This is a genomic window from Tateyamaria sp. syn59 (assembly GCF_007995245.1).
Lineage (GTDB): Bacteria > Pseudomonadota > Alphaproteobacteria > Rhodobacterales > Rhodobacteraceae > Tateyamaria.
On the sequence record NZ_VCBA01000001.1, the window covers coordinates 368,437 to 391,914 of the forward strand.

Annotated in this window: 21 protein-coding genes and 3 tRNA genes; 17 read left to right on the top strand and 7 right to left on the bottom strand. The window is 63.0% G+C overall.

Features of this window, described 5'->3' with window-relative positions:
• Positions 1–28: 28 nt before the first annotated feature.
• From FD715_RS01875 to FD715_RS01905, 7 genes are all read left to right on the top strand, one after another.
• A tRNA-Val gene (locus FD715_RS01875) sits at positions 29–104 on the top strand.
• Between the two features lie 287 nt (positions 105–391).
• A complete protein-coding gene (locus FD715_RS01880; protein WP_147104343.1) occupies positions 392–1,102 on the top strand; it encodes a LuxR family transcriptional regulator in 711 nt (236 codons plus the stop codon).
• A gap of 89 nt (positions 1,103–1,191) precedes the next feature.
• Positions 1,192–1,452 carry a hypothetical protein gene (locus FD715_RS01885; protein WP_147104345.1) on the top strand — a complete coding sequence of 87 codons (261 nt, stop codon included), beginning with the start codon at positions 1,192–1,194 and terminating at the stop codon, positions 1,450–1,452.
• Between the two features lie 117 nt (positions 1,453–1,569).
• Positions 1,570–2,508: a pirin family protein gene (locus tag FD715_RS01890; RefSeq protein ID WP_147104348.1), complete on the top strand. Its 939-nt coding sequence runs from the start codon at positions 1,570–1,572 to the stop codon at positions 2,506–2,508.
• Positions 2,505–3,038, top strand: coding sequence for a GNAT family N-acetyltransferase (locus tag FD715_RS01895; RefSeq protein WP_147104350.1), 534 nt, complete (start codon positions 2,505–2,507; stop codon positions 3,036–3,038). Before FD715_RS01890 ends, FD715_RS01895 begins: the two co-directional genes overlap by 4 nt.
• Before the next feature lie 40 nt (positions 3,039–3,078).
• Positions 3,079–3,155 (top strand) — tRNA-Asp (locus FD715_RS01900).
• Positions 3,156–3,204: 49 nt separating this feature from the next.
• Positions 3,205–3,281, top strand: a tRNA-Asp gene (locus FD715_RS01905).
• Positions 3,282–3,370: 89 nt separating this feature from the next.
• Here FD715_RS01905 and FD715_RS01910 read toward each other — a convergent pair.
• Positions 3,371–4,123 carry a hypothetical protein gene (locus FD715_RS01910; protein WP_223274699.1) on the bottom strand — a complete coding sequence of 251 codons (753 nt, stop codon included), beginning with the start codon at positions 4,121–4,123 and terminating at the stop codon, positions 3,371–3,373.
• A gap of 90 nt (positions 4,124–4,213) precedes the next feature.
• Here FD715_RS01910 and FD715_RS01915 point away from each other — a divergent pair, with 90 nt between their 5' ends.
• Positions 4,214–5,086 carry a glycosyltransferase family 2 protein gene (locus tag FD715_RS01915; protein WP_147104353.1) on the top strand — a complete coding sequence of 291 codons (873 nt, stop codon included), beginning with the start codon at positions 4,214–4,216 and terminating at the stop codon, positions 5,084–5,086.
• Positions 5,087–5,109: 23 nt separating this feature from the next.
• On the opposite strand, the gene FD715_RS01920 is transcribed toward FD715_RS01915, so the two are convergent.
• Together FD715_RS01920 and FD715_RS01925 are read right to left on the bottom strand one after the other, a co-directional pair.
• A complete protein-coding gene (locus FD715_RS01920; protein WP_147104356.1) occupies positions 5,110–5,964 on the bottom strand; it encodes an alpha/beta fold hydrolase in 855 nt (284 codons plus the stop codon).
• Between the two features lie 96 nt (positions 5,965–6,060).
• On the bottom strand, positions 6,061–7,431 hold the full coding sequence (locus tag FD715_RS01925; protein WP_147104359.1) for a M20/M25/M40 family metallo-hydrolase: 1,371 nt from the start codon (positions 7,429–7,431) through the stop codon (positions 6,061–6,063).
• Positions 7,432–7,648: 217 nt separating this feature from the next.
• Between FD715_RS01925 and hemA the strand changes: the two genes are divergently transcribed.
• The 3 genes from hemA (at position 7,649) to ispG (ending at position 11,418) form a co-directional block, all read left to right on the top strand.
• Entirely contained in the window at positions 7,649–8,872 is a 1,224-nt protein-coding gene (hemA, locus tag FD715_RS01930; RefSeq protein WP_147104363.1) for a 5-aminolevulinate synthase, read from the top strand.
• Positions 8,873–8,984: 112 nt separating this feature from the next.
• Positions 8,985–10,208 (top strand): helix-turn-helix domain-containing protein, encoded by a 1,224-nt coding sequence (locus FD715_RS01935; protein ID WP_147104366.1) that lies wholly within the window; start codon positions 8,985–8,987, stop codon positions 10,206–10,208.
• Positions 10,209–10,284: 76 nt separating this feature from the next.
• Positions 10,285–11,418 (top strand): flavodoxin-dependent (E)-4-hydroxy-3-methylbut-2-enyl-diphosphate synthase, encoded by a 1,134-nt coding sequence (ispG, locus tag FD715_RS01940; protein ID WP_147104369.1) that lies wholly within the window; start codon positions 10,285–10,287, stop codon positions 11,416–11,418.
• A 67-nt stretch (positions 11,419–11,485) separates the two neighbouring features.
• Here the strand turns inward: ispG and FD715_RS01945 are convergent, their stop codons facing one another.
• Both FD715_RS01945 and FD715_RS01950 read right to left on the bottom strand, forming a co-directional pair.
• Positions 11,486–12,232, bottom strand: coding sequence for a DsbA family protein (locus tag FD715_RS01945; RefSeq protein ID WP_147104372.1), 747 nt, complete (start codon positions 12,230–12,232; stop codon positions 11,486–11,488).
• A 3-nt stretch (positions 12,233–12,235) separates the two neighbouring features.
• Positions 12,236–13,576 (bottom strand): M48 family metalloprotease, encoded by a 1,341-nt coding sequence (locus tag FD715_RS01950; RefSeq protein ID WP_147104375.1) that lies wholly within the window; start codon positions 13,574–13,576, stop codon positions 12,236–12,238.
• A gap of 22 nt (positions 13,577–13,598) precedes the next feature.
• On the opposite strand from FD715_RS01950, the gene FD715_RS01955 reads away from it, so the two are divergent.
• The 6 genes from FD715_RS01955 (at position 13,599) to FD715_RS01980 (ending at position 22,084) form a co-directional block, all read left to right on the top strand.
• Positions 13,599–14,741, top strand: a complete 1,143-nt coding sequence (locus FD715_RS01955) for a pyridoxal phosphate-dependent aminotransferase (protein ID WP_147104377.1) — start codon at positions 13,599–13,601, stop codon at positions 14,739–14,741.
• A 63-nt stretch (positions 14,742–14,804) separates the two neighbouring features.
• A complete protein-coding gene (locus FD715_RS01960) occupies positions 14,805–16,013 on the top strand; it encodes an N-acetylmuramoyl-L-alanine amidase (protein ID WP_147104380.1) in 1,209 nt (402 codons plus the stop codon).
• Between the two features lie 103 nt (positions 16,014–16,116).
• The gene (locus FD715_RS01965) at positions 16,117–18,627 is read left to right on the top strand and encodes a penicillin-binding protein 1A (protein WP_147104383.1); all 2,511 of its coding nucleotides are present in this window, start codon (positions 16,117–16,119) and stop codon (positions 18,625–18,627) included.
• A gap of 74 nt (positions 18,628–18,701) precedes the next feature.
• On the top strand, positions 18,702–19,826 hold the full coding sequence (prfB, locus tag FD715_RS01970; RefSeq protein ID WP_147104386.1) for a peptide chain release factor 2: 1,125 nt from the start codon (positions 18,702–18,704) through the stop codon (positions 19,824–19,826).
• A gap of 36 nt (positions 19,827–19,862) precedes the next feature.
• The gene (locus tag FD715_RS01975) at positions 19,863–21,287 is read left to right on the top strand and encodes an amidase (RefSeq protein ID WP_147104389.1); all 1,425 of its coding nucleotides are present in this window, start codon (positions 19,863–19,865) and stop codon (positions 21,285–21,287) included.
• Positions 21,288–21,289: 2 nt separating this feature from the next.
• The gene (locus tag FD715_RS01980) at positions 21,290–22,084 is read left to right on the top strand and encodes a DUF2189 domain-containing protein (RefSeq protein ID WP_147104392.1); all 795 of its coding nucleotides are present in this window, start codon (positions 21,290–21,292) and stop codon (positions 22,082–22,084) included.
• Here the strand turns inward: FD715_RS01980 and FD715_RS01985 are convergent.
• Together FD715_RS01985 and FD715_RS01990 are read right to left on the bottom strand one after the other, a co-directional pair.
• The gene (locus FD715_RS01985; RefSeq protein ID WP_147104395.1) at positions 22,081–22,299 is read right to left on the bottom strand and encodes a hypothetical protein; all 219 of its coding nucleotides are present in this window, start codon (positions 22,297–22,299) and stop codon (positions 22,081–22,083) included. The genes FD715_RS01980 and FD715_RS01985 overlap by 4 nt on opposite strands.
• The gene (locus FD715_RS01990; RefSeq protein ID WP_223274701.1) at positions 22,296–23,450 is read right to left on the bottom strand and encodes an aromatic ring-hydroxylating dioxygenase subunit alpha; all 1,155 of its coding nucleotides are present in this window, start codon (positions 23,448–23,450) and stop codon (positions 22,296–22,298) included. Before FD715_RS01990 ends, FD715_RS01985 begins: the two co-directional genes overlap by 4 nt.
• Positions 23,451–23,478 lie beyond the last annotated feature (28 nt).

Sequence of the window (23,478 nt, forward strand, 5' to 3'; positions counted from 1 at the left end):
TGCCCCTTGTCCTAAAAACGCGTCGGACGGGTCGTTAGCTCAGTTGGTAGAGCGCTTCGTTTACACCGAAGATGTCGGGAGTTCGAGCCTCTCACGACCCACCATAGTTCGCTCTGTTCCACTTGGTTCCATTGCTGCGCTTCGTTCGTAGGCCCGACCGACGCGCGCCGCTGTCCGGTACTGTTGGTCGGGACTGGGATACTTCATCACTTTGAAGATCGCACTCGCCCTGAGGCGTGTTTTTGAGCGGTATTGGACACCTGTTGCACAGATTGCGGGACTTGGGTGACCGTGGAGTGTTCCTTCTGCCTATCAGGGTCACGTTGTGGCAATTCTGGGGGGCAGGCGAGACATTTTGTGATATACTATAACCCATACCTGGGGGTTGGTTATGAGTTTGGACGTTCTGGAGGCCATTCGCGCCGAAACGGATACGGGTGCGCTGTGGAGGCTGATGCAGCGCTATTTCAATGACCGTGGCATCACAAAGATCAGTTACCACCACTTTGCAGCCAATGCGCAGGCAGAGCATGCGGTCAACGTGAATGCGAGCGGGTTCTCCAACGAGTGGGTCTGCCACTATATCGAGCAAAAGCTCTATACCATTGATCCCATCACCGAGTTTGCCCAAGCCTCCACCACGCCGTTTCTTTGGTCGGACATACGGGCGCTGGCGCGGCTGACGCCGGAACAGGCGACATATCTCAATGACATGCGCGAGGCAGGTGTCGGGGACGGGCTGGCGTTCCAGGTTTTCGGGCCGGGGTTGCGCAACGGGTATGTGGGTCTTGGAGTTGACAACCCGCGGGACTTGCCGACCGAGGCGGAGGTGTTGGATTTTCAGGTCGTGGCACAGGTTGGGCATGTGCGGTACTGCGAGTTGAACCCGCTGCCGGTGTCGCCCGGTGATCTGTCTCCGCGCGAGCGGCAGATCCTGCGCTGGATCGCACGCGGCAAGTCCAACAGCAGCATCGCCGATATCCTGCTGGTGTCCCCGCACACGGTCGACACGCTGGTGCGCCGCATCTTCGGCAAGCTGGGCGTGGCCGACAGGACCACCGCCGCCATTCAGGGGGTGGGCGCGGGGCTGATCCTTCCTTGACCAAGAACGCTGTCACGTAAGCGCGTGACATGACAGCGGCACATCCCGGCGCGTAGGTGGTGCCCAGTGTCAGTGCGGAGTGCTTGCTCATGATCCCGAACCCCATCGCGCAGAACGCCATGCTTGAAAGTCATGTGCAAAGGTTGTTGCAAGAACTGGATGCGATGCCGCAAGCAGTTCGGGCCAGTGCGGCCCTCGCCATCACCGCAAGCCTGTTGGAATATGCCGCCTACGAGATGGCGCAGTCGGACGAGGCACGGCAGGTGGCCCGTCTGATCCTGTTGGCGGCGGACATGGAGCGCACGGCACAGGACCTGTCCAGTACGCCCAATACATCCGAGCCGCACTGACTGGCCTTAGGGGCGCTTGCTGTTGTGAATTGATGCACAGGGTTGGTGATTGCGCGGCGGTTGTGTGCGCGGCCTCTTGGCTTATCTTGGTCGGTATCACGTCCAAGGAGACACACCGTGAGCTGGAACCCTGCCCTTGATCCGCATTGCCCAAAGGGTGATGCCGTCGATGCCATCGAAACCGTGATCGTACCCCGCGCCCGCGACCTAGGCGGGTTCGAGGTGCGCCGCGCCTTGCCTGCACCGCGCCGCCAGATGGTGGGGCCGTTCATCTTCTTTGATCAGATGGGCCCGGCGGAGTTCGTGACCGGCAAGGGCATCGACGTGCGCCCACACCCGCATATTGGCCTCGCGACCGTCACGTATCTGTACAAGGGCAAGATCCATCACCGCGACAGCCTGGGCACCGATCAGTGGATCGAGCCCGGCGCCGTGAACTGGATGGTGGCAGGCCACGGCATCACCCATTCCGAGCGCGCGGATGGCGAGATACGGACGAAGCCGCACAGCCTGTTCGGCATTCAGACCTGGGTGGCGCTGCCCAAGGATCACGAGGATCATGCGGCGGATTTTCAGCACGCACCTAAGGACACGCTGCCGGTGCTGGAGGGCGAAGGCAAGGAGGTGCGCCTGATCCTGGGCGACGCGTGGGGGGAACGCGCGCCAGTCGAGACCTTTTCCGAGATGTTCTATGCCGATGCCGTGTTGGAGGCGGGCGCCCGCATTCCGTTGCCCGACAACCACGAGGACCGCGGGGTTTATGTTGTCGACGGCTCGGTGTCTGTCGGGGGTGAGGTCTATGACGCGGGTCAAATGATGGTGTTCCGCCCCGGCGACGCGATGTCCCTGACCGCCGGTGATCAAGGTGCCCGACTGATGCTGCTGGGTGGGGCGACGCTGGAGGGCTCGCGCTATATCTGGTGGAACTTCGTGGCCTCATCTCAGGACCGGATTGATGCGGCCAAGGAAGCCTGGCGCGCAGGGGACTGGGCGCATGGTCGGTTTAATTTGCCGCCGGGGGATGACGAAGAGTTCATTCCGCTGCCGGAGAAATGACTGTTTCTGTCCGTGATGCGGAACCGGCAGATGCGCGGGCGCTTGCCGCCTTGCATGCCAAAAGCTGGCGGGCATCTTACGGTCCCTATGTGCCGAAAGCCGCCCTCGGCGCGCCGCTTGATGCCAATATGCGGGCGCGGTGGGAAACGTGGCCTTCTGATCGCTTGATCCTGCTGGCTGAGGATGCGGGTGCTGTGCAGGGATTTGCAGCTGTTGTGCGGGGCGCGGTGCCGCTGCTCGACAATCTGCACGTGGACCCGGATGCGCGCAGTACGGGGATCGGCGCGCGGCTTTTGTCCATGGTGGCCGCCAGGTTGCAGGGCGAGGGTGTCAACGCACTGCGCCTGATCGTGATCGCAGACAATGCCCGTGCGCGACACTTCTATGTCCGGATGGGTGGGCAAGAGGGGCCTGCGCTGGATGACACGTTGCTGGGTGCGCCGGTGCGCATGGTGCCGTTCCGCTGGTCTGGTGCTGCCTTTGACGCCTTGGCAGCAGAATTCGACGGCCAAGCCGGAAAAGACGCTTGACGGGGCGGGGGGCTGATCATAAACCCGCGAAACGCAGCGGGCGGTTGTAGCTCAGTTGGTTAGAGTACCGGCCTGTCACGCCGGGGGTCGCGGGTTCGAGCCCCGTCAACCGCGCCACTGCTGCCCTCTGGTCCCGGAGAAATGGGCGCGCCGAAAGGCAAAATGCGCGGTTGTAGCTCAGTTGGTTAGAGTACCGGCCTGTCACGCCGGGGGTCGCGGGTTCGAGCCCCGTCAACCGCGCCACTTCTCCTTACATCGCTGGATGGTTTGCGTCGGAACGAGGGGCCGGCCCCTCGCGCTCCCCGCGGTTTATTTTGCGAATTGAAGATGGATCAGTAGCGGTAGCCAAGCTGCGCTTCGAGCTCTGTGTCGATTTCTGTGCGCAGGTGGTTCATGTCTGCGTTCGTCCACGTATCGGGTAAGGCGGGACGATCTGGCACGGCCGCTTTGAATTTGGATCCCAGACGTTTGACAACGGGTCGATATGCGGCATTCGGCGGCGCGGTGCCAAAGGCTTTGGTGATGGCTTCAAGCGTTTCCTCGGGCCGGGCTTGGGCGTCTTCCATGCGGATCACGGCGCAGGTGCAGTCGCGTTTGATCAAGGACAGCATGGCCTGCAGTTTGGCTGTGCGCAGTTTGAACAGGTTGTCAAAGCGCGCGCCCGTGACCGGGTGGCGGTCATGTTGGAGGGGCGTGCCGATGCTGCCGTTTGGGATGAGCCCTTCGAAATAGCGGGGGCGGTCGATGATCGTGTCCCATGGGGCGCGGATGAAGTCGGAGAAGGGCAGGGCCTGCATCGCGGGCGTCGTGTGCCAGGGTTTGGAGAACATTGAGCGTGCCCAGGTGTCGGCGCTGCGCACTACGAGGATCACGGCCATGTCGGCAGGTATGGCGATCATGTGGGGGAAGCCGTGTTTCCAGCCGAGCGCTTCGGTCGGCTTTAGCTCGGTGTTCCGCCCAAGCAGGCGCTTGACGAAATTGGTGCCCGAGGACCGTTCGCCGATGACCTGGTAGCGTGTGATCGCCGTGTCGCCTGTGCGCACCACGTGCAGTCCGGTTTTGGCGAAGTCTGGGGGCAGGGGCATGCGCAGCCTTTGCGGCAAATTAACGATTCTCTTGGCAGGGTGCTTGCGGTAGGGTGCGCAAAAAGAACCCGTTTGGCAGGACCTTAGCAGATGCAGACAGTGGCCGCTGTGACGATGGTGCGCGATGACGCGTTTTTCCTCAAGGCGTGGCTGCGCCACTACGGTGATATGTTCGGGCGCGAGAATTGCTATGTCATCAACCATGGGCGCGGGGACGAGGTGGCTGAGCTGGCCGCCGGGTGCAATGTCATCGGTATTCCGGGCGATCCGCATAAGAATTTCGACATCAAGCGCTGGGGGTTGCTGAACAATCTGGTCGGCGGCCTGCGGCGCTACTACCGCCACGTGATCGTGGGCGATGTGGATGAGTTGGTGGTGCGCGACCCGGAGGCGGGTGGCGATCTGCTGGCGTTTCTGGAGAGTGCGCCGGAGGGGCGCGTACTGACGCCGCTGGGGCTTGAGGTCATTCACCGGATTGATGTGGAGGCGGAGGAGATCACCGATCACATCATCGGCCCGCGTCGCCACGTGCGCCCGGCGCCGCATTATTCGAAGCCGTGCATCATCTCGACCCCGGTCAAGATTGCGCGCGGGGGGCATTTTACCCAGGCAGACAAGCTGTTCACGCCGGATGAGCTGTATCTTTTGCACCTCAAGTTCTGTGATTTCGGTGCTTACGTTGGTGTGATGGATCATCGGAACGCTGTTACCAATGAGGTGAATGCGCCGGTCAAGGAGGCCTCGATCGGGCGCCATTGGTTTGCGGAAGCGCGGGGTGAGGATCGGGCTGTATTCGATGATTTTGCCACGCTGGAGATGGTGGACGGCTTTGACATGCGCCCGCTGCGCCGCAAGATGCAGCGCACGTTCAAGCCGCGCGGTGACACCGGGTACTACCATTTCGACCGGCCGGATTATGGCACCCAATATGTGCTGCCAGAGCGGTTTGTTGGCGTGATCTGAAAGGGGCGCAGGACACCTGCGCCTTACGATTGAGCCGTCAGGAAGTCTTTTAGTGCCTGCACTGTTTCTGCTGGGTGGGTGTCTGGGAAGAAGTGACCGCCGGGCAGCCCTTTTGCCTGCATGTGTGTCAGCCTGTCTGCCCATGTGGTGGGGACGTTATAGGCGCGGCCCATGATGCCGTCAGCGCCGTAGAGGACGAAGGCCGGGCAGTCCACGGTGCGGTTCAGATCTGCGGCGTCGAGGTCGAAGTCCACGTCGATGGCGGCGCGGTAGTCGTTGCACATCGTGCGGATGCAGTCAGGGTCGCGCCAGGATGTGCGGTAGGCGTTGAGCGCGTCGGCATCGAACCCGTCCATCCTGCCACCCCAACCGGCGAGGCAGCTTTCGAAGAAGGCGTCGGGGTCGTGGCCGATCATGGTTTCGGGCAGTGGTTCAGGTTGGGCGAGGAAAAACCAGTGATAGTAAGCCTTTGCGACATGTTGTGAAAGTTGATCGAGCAGATGGTGGGTGGGCACGATGTCCATGAGTGTGAGCGACAGGATCGCCTCCTGGCTGTCGAGCGCCATGCGGTGTGCCGTGCGCCCGCCCCGGTCGTGGCCGACGAGGTGGAATTGGTCGAAGCCGAGATATGCCATCAACGCGCGCTGGTCGGCGGCCATGTGGCGGAAGCTCATATCCTCCATTTGGGCGGGCTTTGTGCTCGCGCCGTAGCCGCGCAGGTCGGCGGTGACGACAGTGAAGTTGTGCGCCAGTGTGGGTGCTATCGCGTGCCACATCATGCGGGTCTGGGGAAAGCCGTGCAGCAGGAGGACGGGTGGGCCGTCGCCCGCGACGTCGTAGGCGATGGTGATGCCGTCTTTGGTCGTGAACTCTGCCATGGCGGTGGTCCTGATTGTGAGCGGTGGCGGGGGGCCAGCCCCCGCGCGCGTGTCGCGCGCTCCCACGGGATTTTTTCGAAACAGGGAAGAGGACCGTCAGGTCAGTGCATCGAGTATGCGGGCCCAGCTGCGGATGCCTTTGTGGAAGCTCTCCATGTCGTATTTTTCGTTGGGTGAGTGGATCTGGTCGTCGTCCTTGCCGAAGCCCAAGAGCATGGGCGTGGTGTCGAGGATGTTCTGGAAGTGGCCTGCGATGGGGATGGAGCCGCCGCAGCCGACATAGGCGGCGGGGATGTTCCATTCGTCGGTGAGCGCCTTGCGGGCGGCTTCGAAGGCCGGGTCCGAGGTTTCTGTGACCGAGGCGCGGCCGGCGCCGTGGCCGGTGAAATCGACCTTGCAATCGGCGGGCAGGGCGTCGCGCACCATCTGTCGGAAGCTTTCGCGGATCACGTGAGGGTCCTGATCGCCGACGAGGCGGAAGCTGACCTTGGCGTGGGCTTGGGAGGGCAGCACGGTTTTGAAACCTGCGCCAGTGTAGCCGCCCCAGATCCCGTTGACGTCGCAGGTGGGGCGCGACCAGATCATCTCGATCGGGGTGCGGTCCTGTTCGCCTGCGGGGTCGGACAAGCCCACGTCACCCAGGAACTTGGCGTGATCAAAGGCAAGGCCCTGCCACTGGCTGCGGATGTCGTCTGGCAGTTCGGGCACGCCGTCGTAGAAGCCCGGCACTGTGACGCGGCCCTGGTCGTCGTGCAGCGAGGCGAGGATGCGGGTCAGCACCCGGATCGGGTTCATCGACACGCCGCCATACATGCCGGAATGCAGGTCCTTGTCGGGGGCGGTGATGGTGATCTCTTCGCCCAGCAGGCCGCGCAGCATGGTGACGATGGCGGGCACGCGGGATTCGAACAGGCCGGTGTCGCAGATCAGGGCGAGATCGGATTTCAGCTCGGCCGCGTTCTCCTGCATGAAGGGCACGAGGGAGGGCGAGCCGGACTCCTCTTCGCCTTCGAAGAAAAAGGTGATGCGGCAGGGCAGGGTGCCGTGCTCGGCCTTCCACGCGCGGCAAGCCTCGACAAAGGTCATGAGCTGGCCCTTGTCGTCGGATGATCCACGACCGCGGATGACCTTGCCTGCTTGTGTATCCTCGATCTGCGGATCGAACGGGTCGCGGTCCCACAGATTGAGCGGGTCCACCGGTTGCACGTCATAATGGCCATAGAACAGCAAGTGCGGGCCGTCGCCCGCAACATGACCCACCACCATCGGATGGCCTGGTGTGGTGCGTTTTTCGACATCTGCCCCGATGCTTTGCAGATCGGCCACCAGCCAGTCCGCCGCCGTTTGGCAATGGTCGGCAAAGGCCGGGTCGGTCGAGATCGACGGAATGCGTAGCAGTTCCATTAGCCGTTCCGTGGCTTGCGGCAGATCGCGGTCAATGCGGGACAGAACGGCGTCGAGGGTCATGGCGGGTCCTTTGGTTCGCGTGCTTGCCGCCACACTACGGTGCCTCATGCCTGTGTCCAGTGCTTGATCTGGGTCAAGGTGATCACGGCGCGGGTGAGGAATACCGGACCTGCGACATGACGCGCATTCGATTAGCATTGAAGCGCATAGTCGCAATCTATATTCGTTCTAAAGCGCGGTGTAAGTGCATCGCACCAAGACCAAAATGGAGTTTCGCGTGGACTACACCGCCAAATTGGACGACGCCCTGCAACGCCTGCATGATGAGGGCCGCTACCGGACCTTTATCGACATCGAGCGGCACAAGGGACAGTTTCCGCACGCGGAGTGGACACGGCCAGATGGGTCCAAGTCGCCGATCACAGTTTGGTGTGGCAACGACTATCTTGGCATGGGGCAGAATCCGATTGTCCTGCAAGCCATGCACGAGGCGATTGATGCCACTGGTGCTGGGTCCGGTGGGACGCGCAACATCTCGGGCACGACTGTCTATCACAAGCGGCTTGAGGCGGAGTTGGCGGATCTGCACGGCAAGGAAGCGGCACTGCTGTTCACCAGTGCCTACATTGCCAATGATGCGACTTTAAGTACGCTGCCCAAGCTGTTCCCTGGCCTGATTATTTACTCCGATGCGCTGAACCACGCGTCGATGATCGAAGGGGTGCGCCGCAACGGTGGGGCGAAGCGGATTTTCCGTCACAACGATGTGGAACATCTCCGCGAATTGCTGGCGGCGGATGATCCAGACGCGCCCAAGTTGATCGCGTTCGAATCCATCTATTCGATGGACGGAGATTTTGGTCCTATCGAGGAGATTTGCGATCTTGCCGATGAGTTTGGCGCGCTGACCTATATCGATGAAGTCCACGCCGTTGGCATGTATGGCCCCCGCGGCGCGGGTGTGGCCGAGCGTGACGGGCTGATGCACCGCATCGACATCATCAACGGGACATTGGCGAAGGCTTACGGTGTCATGGGTGGCTATATCGCCGCATCAGCGAAGATGTGTGACGCGATCCGGTCCTATGCGCCGGGATTCATATTTACCACGTCTTTGCCTCCTGCTGTCGCGGCGGGAGCCGCGGCATCGGTGGCCTTCCTCAAGACGGCTGAGAACCTGCGGGCGGACCATCAAGCCCAGGCCAAAGCGTTGAAGCTGCGGCTCAAGGGGATGGGTCTGCCCATCATCGACCATGGCAGCCACATCGTACCGGTCATGGTCGGAAATCCCGTTCATACCAAGATGTTGAGCGATATGCTGTTGGAAGACCACTGCATCTATGTACAGCCCATCAACTTCCCCACGGTTCCGCGCGGCACCGAACGGTTGCGTTTCACGCCGTCGCCTGTGCACGGCCCGAAGGAGATTGATGCGCTGGTGCAAGCCATGGACAAATTGTGGTCGCACTGTGCGCTGAATCGCGCCGAGAGCGCCGGGTAATTCACTAAAATTCGCAAATTGCGTTGCCATGTGGTACCGTCTGTTCAACAACAGAGGCGGGACGAATCGAGTGGGATCGGTTCGTAAATTCGTGGGAAAACGGGGCAGCGGTATGATCGGACGAAAATCCGATATCACCAAAATTGAAGAAAACGTCGAGCCAAAGGGTTTTGACGATTTCGAACTGCGTCTCGGCGACATCATGCGCGGTGAGCGCGCGACGATGGGCAAGTCCCTGCTGGATGTGCAGCGTGAGTTGCGGATCAAGGCGAGCTATATCGCGGCGATTGAAGCATGCAATCCCGATGCCTTTGACACGCCCGGCTTCATTGCCGGCTATGTCAGGTCGTACGCCCGCTATCTGAACATGGACCCCGACCGCGCCTTCAACACGTTTTGCGCAGAAAGCGGGTTTGCCGTGGCGCACGGCATGTCGGCCGAGGCGTCGGTGGTCAAGAAAGCGGCCCGTGAGGATCGCCTGCAAAAGCCGCATGGCGCTGATATATTTGCCGCGCCCGCCACGCCCTTTGTGCCCGCGGGCGAGGCGCTGTTGTCCAATATTGAACCGCGCGCCATTGGCTCGTCGCTGGTGTTGCTCGCGTTGATCGGTGGCATTGGCTTTGGTGGCTATTCTGTCCTGCAAGAGGTGCAACGCGTGCAGGTGGCCCCGGTCGATCAGACGCCGGTTGTGCTGTCCGATCTTGATCCGCTCGACAGCGCCACCCCGGCGACTTTGGATCAGGGCCCTTCCATCGAAACGCCGCGCGCGGATGCGCTTGACCGTCTCTATCGCCCGCAAGCGCTTGATGTGCCGGTCCTCGTCGCGCGCGACGCGCCCATCGCCACGCTGGATCCGCGTGAGTTTGGCACTTTTGCCGCGCCTGAACCTGTTGATGACGTACCCTCCTTTGGTGGGTCGCGCATTTCTGGCATCGACCGCGCGCTCGCGGAAGCAATCGCGCCAACCGTCCCCCAGGTCGTTGAGGAAGCAGCCCCGGCGCTCACCATGGTTGCGGTGCGCCCGTCCTGGGTGCGGGTGCGGTCTGCAGACGGCACGGTGATCTTCGAGGCGACGATGCAGGCGGGCGACAGCTGGGAAGCGCCGCTGACTGAAGAACCGCCGACCCTGCGGACCGGGGAAAGCGGTGCGATCTATTTTGCCATGAACGACAAGTTCTACGGCCCTGTGGGAGACACGGGTGCGGTGACATCCAACCTGCCGCTTGAAATTGCGGGTCTCAAGGAAGCGTATCTGCCCGTCGACATTGCCACAGACGAGGGTCTTGTCCGCTATGCAGAGGCCAAGGCCGCAGCGTTGACGCAAGACACCGAATAGTCACTGCTGCCCCATTGCCGGGCCGGTGCGCACTGTCTATCTTTCCTGACAACAGCAGATGCGAACGGGGCCCCTCATGTCGCTCAACCACATTCGTCCTTGGCGGAATATCTACCGCCGTGAAAGCCGCCAGATCATGGTCGGCAACGTGCCTGTGGGGGGCGACGCACCGATCACCGTCCAGACGATGACGAACACGCTGACCACGGATGTGGCCGCCACCGTCGCACAAGTGCAGGCGGCGGCAGAGGCGGGTGCAGATATTGTCCGCGTGTCGGTTCCGGACGAAGCGTCGTCAAAGGCGTTGAAAGAGATCGTCGCCGAAAGCCCCGTGCCCATCGTCGCCGACATCCACTTTCACTACAAACGCGGGATCGAAGCGGCCGAGGCGGGCGCCGCCTGTCTGCGCATCAATCCTGGCAACATCGGGTCTGAGGATCGGGTCAAGGAGGTTATCAAGGCCGCGCGCGACCACAATTGCTCCATCCGCATCGGGGTGAATGCCGGATCGCTCGAAAAGCACCTGCTGGAGAAATACGGTGAGCCGACGCCTGATGCGATGGTGGAAAGCGGCCTCGACCACATCAAGATCCTGCAAGACAACGACTTTCACGAGTTCAAGATCAGTTGCAAGGCGTCCGACGTTTTCATGGCCGCCGCTGCATATCAGCAGCTGGCAGAGGCGACCGACGCGCCCATTCACCTCGGCATTACAGAAGCGGGTGGGCTGACCACGGGCACCATCAAGTCTGCCATCGGCTTGGGCAACCTGTTGTGGATGGGCATCGGCGACACGATCCGCGTGTCTCTGTCCGCCGATCCCGTGGAAGAGGTGAAGGTGGGCTACGAGATCCTCAAGTCTCTGGGCCTGCGCCACCGGGGGGTGAACATCATCTCGTGCCCGTCCTGCGCGCGCCAGGGCTTTGACGTGATCAAGACGGTCGAGGTGCTGGAAGAGCGGCTGGCCCATATCAAGACGCCCATGAGCCTGTCGATCATTGGCTGCGTCGTGAACGGGCCGGGTGAGGCGCTGATGACCGATGTGGGCTTTACCGGCGGTGGAGCCGGGAACGGGATGGTCTATCTGGCGGGCAAGCAAAGCCACCGGATGGACAACGACCAGATGGTCGATCACATCGTCGAAGAGGTCGAGAAGAAGGCGGCTGAATTGGATGCCGCCAGCGCTGCGGAAGCGCACGCGGCAGAGTAGGGCTCCGTTTTCTTACAAAGAAAACGGGCCGGAATTTTTCAAAAATTCCGGCCCCTTACAGAACGGCTCAGCCGCGTTTTTCGTCGACCAGCGCCTGCATTTCGTCGAAGGGCAAAAAGCCGCGCAGCAACTCGTCTTGCAGCACGAAAGTGGGCGTGCCGGTGATCTGCAGCCGCTGGGCCAGGGCGCGGGTCTGGCGGATTTCATCCGTGACCTCTTCGCTGTCCATATGCGCTTCGATCGCATCGGCATCGAGGCCAAAGGTCGAGGCCATGCGGCGCAGTGTGCGCATGGACACATCGCCCGACATCTCCATCAGCGCGTCGGTGACGCCTTTGTAGGCCTCTGATCCCGCGATCTGCTTGGTTGCGACGGCAAAACGGGAGGCGAGCAGAGATTGCTCGCCCAGGATCGGGAATTCCTTGACGATCAGACGGATATTGCCATCGCTCTCAAGCAGCTTGGCCACTTCGCCATGGGCGCGTTTGCAGAACCCGCAACGATAATCGAGGAACTCGACCAGCGTGATGTCTCCATCAGGGTTGCCGCCCACATAGCTGAACCCATCGTTAAAGATGTCCTCGGCATTGTCCGCCACCAGCGACAGGTCCGCCTGCGCCTGCGCCGTTGCCTGACGTTCTTCAAGCACTTGTACCGCGTCCATGATGACCTGCGGATTGTCCATCAGGTAGGCGCGCACCTCCTCGCGGAAAATCTGGCGCTCTTCGTCCGTCATGTTGTTGAGGTCGAGCGCAAAGCCGGGGAGCGCAAGGGACGCCGCCAGCGCGGCAGAGGAAAGAGTGCGAAGGAACATCTGCTATCTCCGTTGGTTGCGCTTTGCAGCGCGTTCAGAGGCAAGGAGCACATCCTGCGCCCGTTGCCAAGGTCCGGACCCCACGGCCAGTAGACCGGTGGCGCGTTTTGCATGGATCCCGGCATCTTCAAGCCGACCGCGCAGGGCGTAGCGTTCGGCGGTGATCAGGGACGCCATGCCGCGCTGACCGGATTTGGCGTAGGCCACGCTCAGATCACGCAGCATGGAGCCGTCGCGAAAGTCGATCCGCCGGGCCTGCTCCAGCGCGGGCAGAGCCGCGCGGACATTGCCCGCCGCCAGCAGGGCCCGCCCGTAACCGGCCTGCAGCAGCCCGTCATTGGGCCGCAATTGCACAGCGCGCGCCTGGGTATTGGCGGCGGCAGCGAATTGGCGCGTCTCCATCAGGATTTGCCCTTTGAGGTCATAGAGGAAGGGGTCGGTTGGACGCAGTGCAATCGCCCGGTCGATGGCGGCCAGTGCGCGCCGTGTGTCCGAGTTTCGATGCCGCGCCATGGCTTCGCGCATCAGCGCGATGTCCTGGTACCCGGTCTCGCCCAAGCGGTTCAGGGTCCAGCTGGGCCTGCGGGTGTAAGCCGTCAGCTTGCCCTTGGCCCGCATGAACCAGTAGTCCCACGCGGCTGCATCTGCTGACCCGCCGGTGCCATAGGCTGCCGCAAACCCTTCGATGGCCCGCAGCCGGTCCCGGCTGAGCGGGTGGGAGCGCACGTAGGGGTCCTGCCTGCTTTCGCTCAGCGCCTCCTGCCCGCGAAACAGGCGAAACACGTCCAGCATGCCTGTCACGTCGACCCCGGCACTGCGCAGATACCGTGCGCCCGACTGGTCGGCCGAGCTTTCCTCGGCCCGCGTGTGGCGCAGAAATGCCCGCTCCGCAGCGCTTTGTGTGCCGAGACCAATGGCCACGGCCCCTTCGCCCGCCCCGGCCGCTGCGGCCAGAACGGCCAGTGCCTGGCCAAGCCCGGCGGCGGTGCGCGCATTGCCGATATTGGTCATGCGCCGCGTGAGATGTCCGTTGGCAATGTGGGCCGCTTCATGCGCGATCACCGCCTGCAGCATTGCGGCGCGGTCCATCCGGCTGAGCAGGCCCGAGTGGATGTAGATGGCGTCATTGCTGACCACAAAGGCGTTGAGCGACAGGTCGTCCACCACCAGAATCTTGGTGCGCGACGCGCTCAGCCCCGCGGCCTTGAGCACGGGGGCCGCCACCTGCGCCAGCGCGTATTCCATGTCGGCGTCACGCAACAGCGTCACGGCGCGCGCCGGCAGGGCAAGCGCAAGCGACACGATCAGGATTGACGCCACCCGCGCCAGGGTATGAAAGGTCATGGCCCGGATCATAGGAGACCCCATGCGAACCTCAAGACGCAGCGAAGTCGATCCCTTCATTGTGATGGACGTGATGGAGGCCGCGCGCGCCGCCGAAGCGGCCGGACGGCACATCATCCATATGGAGGTGGGCCAACCGGGCACCGGCGCGCCGCAGGCCGCAACCCGCGCATTGGCATCTGCGATGGCGGAGGGGCCGCTCGGTTACACGGTCGCGCTGGGTCTGCCCGCTTTGCGCGCCCGCATCGCGCGGCTTTATGGCGAGTGGTACAATCTGGACCTAGACCCGGAGCGTGTGATCGTCACCTCAGGCGCGTCTGGCGGGTTTATCCTGGCGTTCAATGCGCTCTTTGACAGTGGCGACCGGGTTGGCATCGGCGCGCCGGGCTATCCAAGCTATCGCCAGATCCTGACCGGGCTAGGCCTGACGCCTGTTGATTTGCCGACCAGTGCTGAAAACCGTTACCAGCCGGTGCCAAGCGACTTCGCTGGGTTGGACTTGCAAGGGCTGCTTGTCGCGTCCCCGGCCAATCCCACCGGCACGATGCTCGACCACGCCGCCATGTCCGACCTGATCGGTGCTGCCCAGGAGGCAGGGGCCAGTTTCATCAGTGACGAGATCTACCATGGCATCGAATACGAAGCCAAAGCCATCAGCGCGCTGAACGTCAGCGACGACGTCTACGTCATCAACTCGTTTTCCAAGTATTTCTCGATGACAGGCTGGCGCATCGGCTGGATGGTCGTGCCGGAGGATCACGTGCGTGTGGTCGAGCGGCTGGCGCAAAACATGTTCATCTGTCCTCCGCACGCAAGCCAGGTCGCTGCCCTTGCCGCCATGGATGCGACGGAGGAATTGCAGGCGAACCTCGATGTCTACCGCGCCAACCGTGCGCTGATGCTGGAGGGGTTGCCAGCGGCGGGATTTGACAAGATCGCACCCCCTGACGGAGCCTTCTATGTCTACGCCGACGTGTCGGACTTGACCAAGGACAGCCGCGCCTTTGCTGCGGAAATTCTGGACAAAGCGGGCGTCGCTGTGACGCCGGGCCTAGACTTCGATCCGGTGCGCGGGCACCGCACCCTGCGCTTTTCGTATGCGCGCACGACGGACGACATTGCCGAAGGGCTACGGAGGCTCAAGGAATTCATGTCAAGCCGCTGAACAGGGATTCACGGCGCGGCCCGAACCCGGTAGACTGCCTGCAAAGCAAAAAGGGCAGTGGCGATGCGGGCAGTCTTGATCGCGGTGATGATGTGGATCGGTGCGGCGGCAGTTGCGGCGCAAGACCTGTCGGGTCTGGCGCGCATCGACCCGGCCCGCAGCGAGATTTCAGATGGCTGGTTTGGCGGGGCCGAGGTCACGCTTGGGCTCAGCCAGGGCGTGCCGTTCCGCGTCTTTACTCTGGCCGAGCCGCCGCGCCTCGTTGTTGATTTCCGCGAGGTCGATTTCACCGGCATTGCACCCGAGACCCTGTTGCCAGACGCGGGGCGGATCGCAGCGCTGCGCTTTGGCGCGTTCAAACCGGGCTGGTCGCGCCTTGTCATGGACCTGGCCCAGCCGATGGTTCCCGAAGCCATTGCCATGCCGGTTGATACTGCCTCGGGCCGCGCGGATTTGCGGATCACGCTACGCGATGCGGAAAAAAACACGTTCGCGGCACAGGCCGGTCCTCCGGGTGATGCGGATTGGGGCGTGCAGGCCGCAGCCCCGCCCCCAGCCATTGAGGATGACAGTTTCGTCGTGGTGATCGACCCTGGCCACGGTGGCATCGACCCCGGTGCAGTGCGGGACACCACAAGCGAAAAAGACCTGATGCTGGACATCGGCATCGCGCTTCGGGACGCGTTGCGCCGGGCGGGCGGGGTCGAGGTTGTGCTGACCCGCGATACCGACACGTTCGTGTCCCTGACAGGACGGGTCGCGCTGGCTCACCACGTGGGTGCTGATGCGTTTGTGTCACTGCATGCCGACGCGCTCAGCCAGGGGCAGGCGCGGGGCGCCACTGTTTACACCCTGTCGGAAGAGGCCAGTGATGCCGCCTCTGCCCAACTGGCGGCGCAGCATGATCGGGCGGATATCCTGGCCGGTGTCGACCTGAGCGGCACCGATGATCAGGTGGCCGCGGTCCTCATGGACCTCGCCCGGACTGAAACGATGCCACGCACACACACGCTGGCCACGGCCCTGATCGAGGCGATGGATGTCGCAGGAGGGCCCATGAACAGACGCCCGCGCAGGGAGGCGGCCTTTTCCGTGCTCAAAAGCGCTGACATCCCGTCCGTTCTGGTCGAGGTCGGGTTTTTGTCGGACACGCGCGACCTTGCCAACCTGCGCGACCCGGTTTGGCGCGCCGTGATGGTCGAGGCGCTGGCAACCGGCATCCTGCAATGGCGCGACACTGATCTGGCGATGCAGCCCCTGGTCCGGCAATAGCCGTTCACATCGGCGGGATCACGCATGGGTCAGCTTTTGACCATGTTCGCCACCTCGCGTATACCGGCAGCAAAGCAACCGTAGATAACAGGTGCGAGCGGTCATGTTTCGGTTCATTCTGTCCTTCTTTGGCGGCATCTTCACCACGGTGACGATGGGTGTCGCAATGATCGCGCTGTCGGTCGGTGCCGTGTTCTGGATGTACGGGCGCGACCTGCCCAGCCACGAGTCGCTGGCCCAATACCAGCCCGCCACGATCAGCCGCATCTATTCTGGCGAGGGACAGATCATCGACGAGTTTGCCCAGGAACGCCGCCTGTTTGCCCCCGCCGATACAATCCCGGATCTGGTCAAACAGGCCTTCATCTCGGCTGAGGATAAGAATTTTTACACCCATGACGGCTATGACCTGCGCGGCATCGGCGCGGCGGCTTACGACGCGGTGCGCTCGCGCGGTCAGGACGTACGCGGTGCCTCGACCATCACCCAGCAGGTGATGAAGAACTTCCTTCTCTCCGGCGACCGGCAGGCGGAGCGCAAGATCAAAGAGATCATCCTCGCCGCCCGCGTAGAGGAGGCGCTGAGCAAGGAAAAAATCCTTGAACTGTACCTGAACGAGATTTTCCTCGGCCAGAACTCCTACGGCGTGGCCGCGGCCAGCCAGACCTATTTCAACAAGACACTGCGCGAACTGGAACCGCATGAGGCGGCGTTCCTTGCGTCCTTGCCCAAGGCACCCTCGGACTACCACCCGGTGCGCCGCAAGGACCGGCTGATGAACCGCCGCAACTTCGTCCTCAAGGAGATGAAGGAGAACGGATATCTGGACGAAGCGACCTACGAGGCGGAAAGGGCTATGCCGCTCCGCTCGGTCCAGAACGGCGATTTTGAGAGCTTCAAGGCCGAACTGCCGCCCCGCGACTACTTCACTGATGAAATCCGCCGTCAGTTGAGTGAGGATTTCGGCGAGGGCGAGTTCTTTTCCGGCGGCTACACCGTGCGCGCGACCATTGATGCGGAAATGCAGCCCGTGGCGGCCTTTGCCCTGCGCCGCCAGTTGGAAAGCTACGACCGGGGGCAGGGCCGGTGGCGTGGGACCGGCAAGAGCATAGAGGCCGATCAGTTGGAAGACTGGGAGGCGGCGCTGCGTAGTGTGGCCGTTGCCCGCGACATCGACCTGAACGGTGTCTGGCGGCCCGCCGTCGTTCTGGAGGTCGAGGACCAGCAGCTGCGCCTCGGCATCGAAGGCTGGACAGACGCGGAGCCTGCGCCGGTGGTGCCGCGCGAGGACATCCAGTGGATCGCCGGCAATTTCTTTGACAACTTCGAAGTTGGGGAAGTGGTGCATGTGCGCGCCATGACGGCCGACAATGACGGGTCTTTCATCCGCTGGACCTTGCGCCAGGTGCCGCGTGTGCAGGGCGGTTTTGTCGCAATGGACGTCAACACGGGCCGCGTGATCGCGATGCAGGGCGGGTTCAGCTACCAGAACTCGGTCTTCAACCGCGCCACACAGGCCAAGCGTCAGCCGGGCTCGTCCTTCAAACCGTTTGTCTATGCCGCTGCACTTGACAGCGGTTACTCGCCCGCAACCATCGTCGTGGACGCCCCGATCGAGATCAACACGCCCCAGGGCCTCTGGCGACCACGCAACTCTTCGAACCAGTTCTATGGGCCAACCCCGCTGCGCACCGGGATCGAACGCTCGCGGAACCTGATGACCATCCGTCTGGCGGAAGAAGTCGGGATGGACATCGTTGCCGACTATGCCGAACGGTTCGGGGTCTATGACAATATGAACCGCTTCCTCGCCAACTCTCTGGGGGCGGAAGAAACGACGCTTTACCAAATGGTGTCAGCCTATGCGATGTTTGCCAATGGCGGCGAGCGGGTGGAGCCGACGCTGGTTGACCGCGTGCAGGACCGCTTTGGTCGCACGGTCTACCGCCACGACCAGCGCGAATGCCGTGATTGCACGCAACTGGCCAGCCTCGATCCCGGCTTTGCGCCCCGGATCCTGTCCAACCGCGAGCGGATCATGGACGGGGTCACCGCCTATCAGCTCACCTCGATGATGAAGGGCGTGGTGGATCGCGGCACGGCGTCCAGCACCGTGAAACTGCCGGTGCCCATCGCGGGTAAAACGGGCACGACCAACGACGCCAAGGATGTGTGGTTCGTTGGCTTTTCCAGCGACATCGTCGCAGGCTGCTACATCGGATATGACCAGCCGCGCAGCCTGGGCCGTGGGGCCTCGGGCGGCGGCATGTGCGGACCCGTCTTCAACACCTTCATGCAGGAAGCGATTGCCAAATATGGCGGCGGCGCGTTCGAGGTGCCCGACGAGTGTATGTTCATCAAGATCGACCGCTTCTCCGGCGCACGCCTCGGCGATGACGCTTCGGGTCCCAATGTGGTCAGTGAATGCTTCCGCGACGGGTTCGAGCCCACATTCGGCATCACCTTTGACGGCGGTTTTGCCATGGGTGCGGACCTGCCGCTCTTCGAGGAAGTGGGCGGCGGCGGCCGTCAGGTGACCACCTCGACAGGCCGCAAGGCCGTCGTTGGCCCCAAGGCGAATTTCGGCACGCTCAGCTCCGGCGGTCTCTACTAAGCGCGAGGCGCCAACTGATCTTGTCGCCCCGTCCGGCATGAGCTATCCCAAGGCTCTGTTGGGAAGGGTTCGATATGCGCGCCGAAATTCAAAACGTCGTCGAAGAGATTGAAAAGTCTGTGGCTTTGCTGGCCCAACGGCTGGATGTCGACACGGCCAAGCACCGGCTGGAAGAATTCAACGCGCGGGTCGAGGACCCCAACCTGTGGGACGATCCCGAAGCCGCGCAAAAGCTGATGCGCGACCGCCAGATGCTGGTCGACGCGATGGATACGCACGCCAAGATCAAACAGGACCTCGCCGACAATATCGAACTGATCGAACTCGGTGAGATGGAAGAGGACGAAGAAGTCATTTCGGACGCTGAAAACGCCATCAAAGCACTCGCTGAGACGGCGGCCCAGAAAGAGCTTGAAGCGCTGCTCGATGGCGAGGCGGACGGCAACGACACCTTCCTCGAAATCAACGCGGGCGCAGGCGGCACAGAAAGCTGCGACTGGGCCTCCATGCTCGCCCGCATGTATGTCCGCTGGGCGGAGAAAAAGGGCTACAAGGTCGAACTGCAGTCTGAGTCCGCAGGCGAAGAGGCGGGAATCAAATCCGCGACCTACAAGATCAGTGGCACCAACGCCTATGGCTGGCTGAAATCGGAATCGGGCGTCCACCGGCTGGTCCGGATCAGTCCCTTCGACAGCGCCGCCAAACGGCACACCAGCTTCACATCCGTGGGCGTCTATCCGGTCGTCGACGACAATATCGAGATCGAGGTGAACCCCGCCGACATCCGCATCGACACCTACCGCTCCTCGGGTGCGGGCGGCCAGCACGTGAACACCACCGACTCGGCCGTGCGGATCACCCACGCGCCGACAGGCATCGTCGTGACCAGCTCGGAAAAGTCGCAACACCAGAACCGCGACATCGCGATGAAGGCACTGAAGAGCCGCCTCTACCAAATGGAACTCGACCGCCGCAACGCCGCCGTGAACGAGATGCACGAGAACAAGGGCGACGCGGGCTGGGGCAATCAGATCCGGTCCTACGTCCTGCAGCCCTACCAGATGGTCAAGGATCTGCGCACCAACTTCGAGACATCCGATACCAAGGGTGTCCTCGACGGGGACCTTGATGGGCTGATGGCGGCCACGCTAGCCTTGGACGTGTCGGGCAAGTCCCGGGCAGAGGCGCAGGCGGACTAATCCACTCACCGGCCTGCCAGAGCACAGGGAGGCCACATGATGATCGAACAGGGCGCGCTCGCACTCCGGGCGCATATGGATGCGGGCGACACCAGCGCCGAGGCGATCATGGCCGAAACGCTCGCACGCATCGACAGGCTCAACCCGAGTGTCAACGCCATCGTCTCCCTGCGCGACCCCGACGCGCTGATGGCCGAAGCCCGCGCAGCGGATGCAGCCCCCAAAACGGGCTGGCTTCATGGCATCCCGATGGCGATCAAGGATCTCGCCAACGCAGCAGGTCTGCCCACCTCCATGGGCTCGCCGCTCTTTGCAGGCCAAATCGCGACATCCGATGACATCATGGTTGCCCGCCTCCGCGCCGCGGGCGCGATCATCATCGGCAAAACAAACACGCCCGAATTCGGCCTCGGCTCGCACAGCATCAACCCGGTCTTCGGCCCCACACGCAATCCTTACGATCCGTCGCGCAGCGCCGGTGGGTCATCGGGCGGGGCAGGGGTTGCGCTCGCCACTGGCATGCTCAGCGTCGCAGATGGCTCCGACATGATGGGCAGCCTGCGCAACCCGGCGGGCTGGAACAATGTCTACGGGATGCGGCCAAGCTGGGGGCTCGTGCCGTCCGAGCCGCTCGGCGACAGCTTCCTGCATCAACTCTCCACCAACGGCCCCATGGCCCGCACACCTGCCGACCTCGCCGCACTTCTCGACACCATGGCGGGGTCCGATCCGCGACAACCGCACGGCGTCGATGCGCCGCCAACCCTGCCTCAGATCAGCGGCGGGGCAGAGGGGATGCGCATCGGATGGCTTTCCGACTGGGGTGGCGCACTGACGATGGAGGACGGCATCCTCGCCATCTGCAAAGGCGCGCTCGCCGAAATGGAAACCCTCGGCGTCAGCGTGGAAGCGCTCGATGCCCCTTTCAACCGGGACGCCCTCTGGCAGTCCTGGACCACGCTGCGCAGTTGGGCCGTGGCCGGCAGCCTCGGCGTGCTGCACGCCGATCCCGGCAAACGCGACCACCTCAAGGACACCGCCATATGGGAAATCGAACGCGGCCTCGCCCTGTCGGCGATGGAGGTGCACCGCGCCAGCATCACCCGCTCCGAATGGTTCAAGACCGCCGCCACCCTGTTCGAGCGCTTCGAAGTGCTGGCCCTTCCATCCGCGCAGATGTGGCCCTTCGACGTGACTATTGACTGGCCGCGCAGCATCGCGGGCGACACCATGGACACCTACCACCGCTGGATGGAGGTGGTGGTGCCCGCCAGCCTCCTCGGTCTGCCCGCCATCTGCGTGCCCGCAGGCTTCGGCGGTCCGCACGATCTGCCCATGGGCCTGCAACTGATCGGTCGGCGCGGCAGCGACGCGATGTTGCTTCGACTGGCACAGGCGTGGCACGATGCGACAAACTGGCCCACCCGCCGCCCGCCACCAGACCTGCAAATAGGGATGTGACGATGACTCAAGCCGCCGACCCATACCCCGCCTTGCCCGCCGGTGTTCCGCCGTTTCAGCCGCCGCAACCTGCATTCATCCGAAATGCACTGACGGCGGGCTGGGCCGATTTTCGGGCGGCACCGGGCTTTGGCATCCTGACCGGGCTCGCCGCCGTGGTCGCAGGCTGGGCGCTTCTGGGCCTGACGATGTGGGCCGGGCACACCTTCTGGCTGATCCTCGCCGTCTTCGGCTTTCCGCTCGTCGCCCCGCTTTGCGCTCTTGGCACCTACGAAGCGTCACGCCGCATCGGACGCGGCGAAAGCGCGAGCGTCGGGGATGTCCTCTCACGCCTGCGCCGGGAACGCGGCCGCCAAATGCCGTGGCTGTCCATGCTGATGGTCGTGGCGCTGCTGTTCTGGTTCTTTCTCGGGCACATGATCTTTGCGCTCTTCCTCGGCCTGAAACCCATGGTCAACGTCACCACCTCGTTCGAGGTCTTCCTGACCCCCGACGGCCTGATGATGATGGCGCTCGGCACCGTGGTGGGGGGCATCTTTGCGTTCATCTTCTTTGCGATGTGCGTGCTGGGCCTGCCGCTGCTTCTGGCGCGCGAGGTGGATTACATGACCGCCATCCTCGCCAGTTGGGGCCACGTGCAGGCGCACCTGCTGCCCATGCTCATCTGGGCTGTCGTCATTGTCGTGCTTGTGTTCCTCGCGATGCTGCCCGGTCTATTGGGCTTGATCGTGGTGCTGCCATGGCTTGGCCACGCCTCCTGGCACATCTACGCCCAGATGGCCGCGGGCGAGCGCTAAAGCGGCGTTTCGCGCCCCATCTCGACCAACGTGTCTCTCAACCGCGCCGCATCGGGGTGCGCGGTTTCCATGGCAAAGACATGCGCCTGCGTCAGAAAGAACGCGCGTTCGTCCTCGCTGGGCGCGGCCTCCGCCGCTTCGCAGTAGAGCGCCACCATCGCTTTGCCGTCGCCTGCGGCATGCGCCGCAAGCAATCGCGCCTCCAGCTCGTTCATTCGGCTGCTTGCACCTGCCCGCGATGGGCCATCATCCGGTCCGCCACCCAGGCGTGGAACAGATGGGTGGGCCCGTCCATCGCCGGAGAGAACCGCCCCCCGTCAAAGCCCGGCGCATGGCGCCCGCGCTGCATCCCCTCCACAACAAAGATGTCCTCCTCGAACACCTGCTTCCACTGCGCGGTGTTGCGCGCCCGCAGGTCGGCATCGGTGTCGGGCTGCGCGTAGTACAGATGCACCTTCTCCGTGGTTTGCGCGTGCGAGTCCGGCACCAGAACGATGACAAAGACGTGGTCCCGATGCACGCCCAACAGCACGTTGGGGTAGGCCGTGATGTACTCCGCCGCCGTGTCCCATTTGGCATCCAGCCCCTCGAAATCGGGAAATACCTCGCCCGCGTCACTCTTGAGCTGGCGGTAAACCACTGTGCCCTGACCGGAATAGAGACCCGGCGCTTCGATATGATAGTGATCCTCCAGCCGGGAATAGGTGTTCAGATCCGGATGCACCCAGGGCAGGTGATAGCTTTCGCAGTAATTCTCGACCGCCAGCTTCCAGTTGCACTCAACGGTCAACTCAAACCGGCTGTCGGCGCCCCCGTGATACAGCGGGCGATCAAACTCCGCCCACCGCGCCAGCAGATCGGCGTGGGCCTCCTCAAACGCAGGCGCATCGCCCGACACGTTGATCCACACCACGTCCATCCACACATGGCTACGCACCTCGGTCAGTCCCAGCAGAGCCTTGTCGATACCCTCAACCGTGTTCTGACCCGGCCCGCCAACATGCGGCGTCGATACGAGCCGTCCGTCAGTCGCGTAGCACCAGCTATGATAGGGGCAGCGAATGGCGCCCTCGATCTTGCGGGGCGCATCGAGCAGGATCATGCCGCGATGACGACAGATGTTGTAAAAGACACGAACCTGACCGGCCCGATCCCGCAGCAGCAGCAGCGGCATGCCAAGAAAGGTCAAGGGAACCGCATCGCCCGGTTCGGGCACGTCTGACGCCACGGCCAGACCGGACCAACCCGCCATCAAGAGTGCTGACCGTTCCTCATCGAAGACGGCCGGATCGGTGTAATGCGCATTCGGCAGTCCGCGGGCTGACGCAATGGGCTGGCGCACTGCGTTCATGTCGGTGATGTCCATGCGTATTCCCCCTGTGCGATGCCGCATC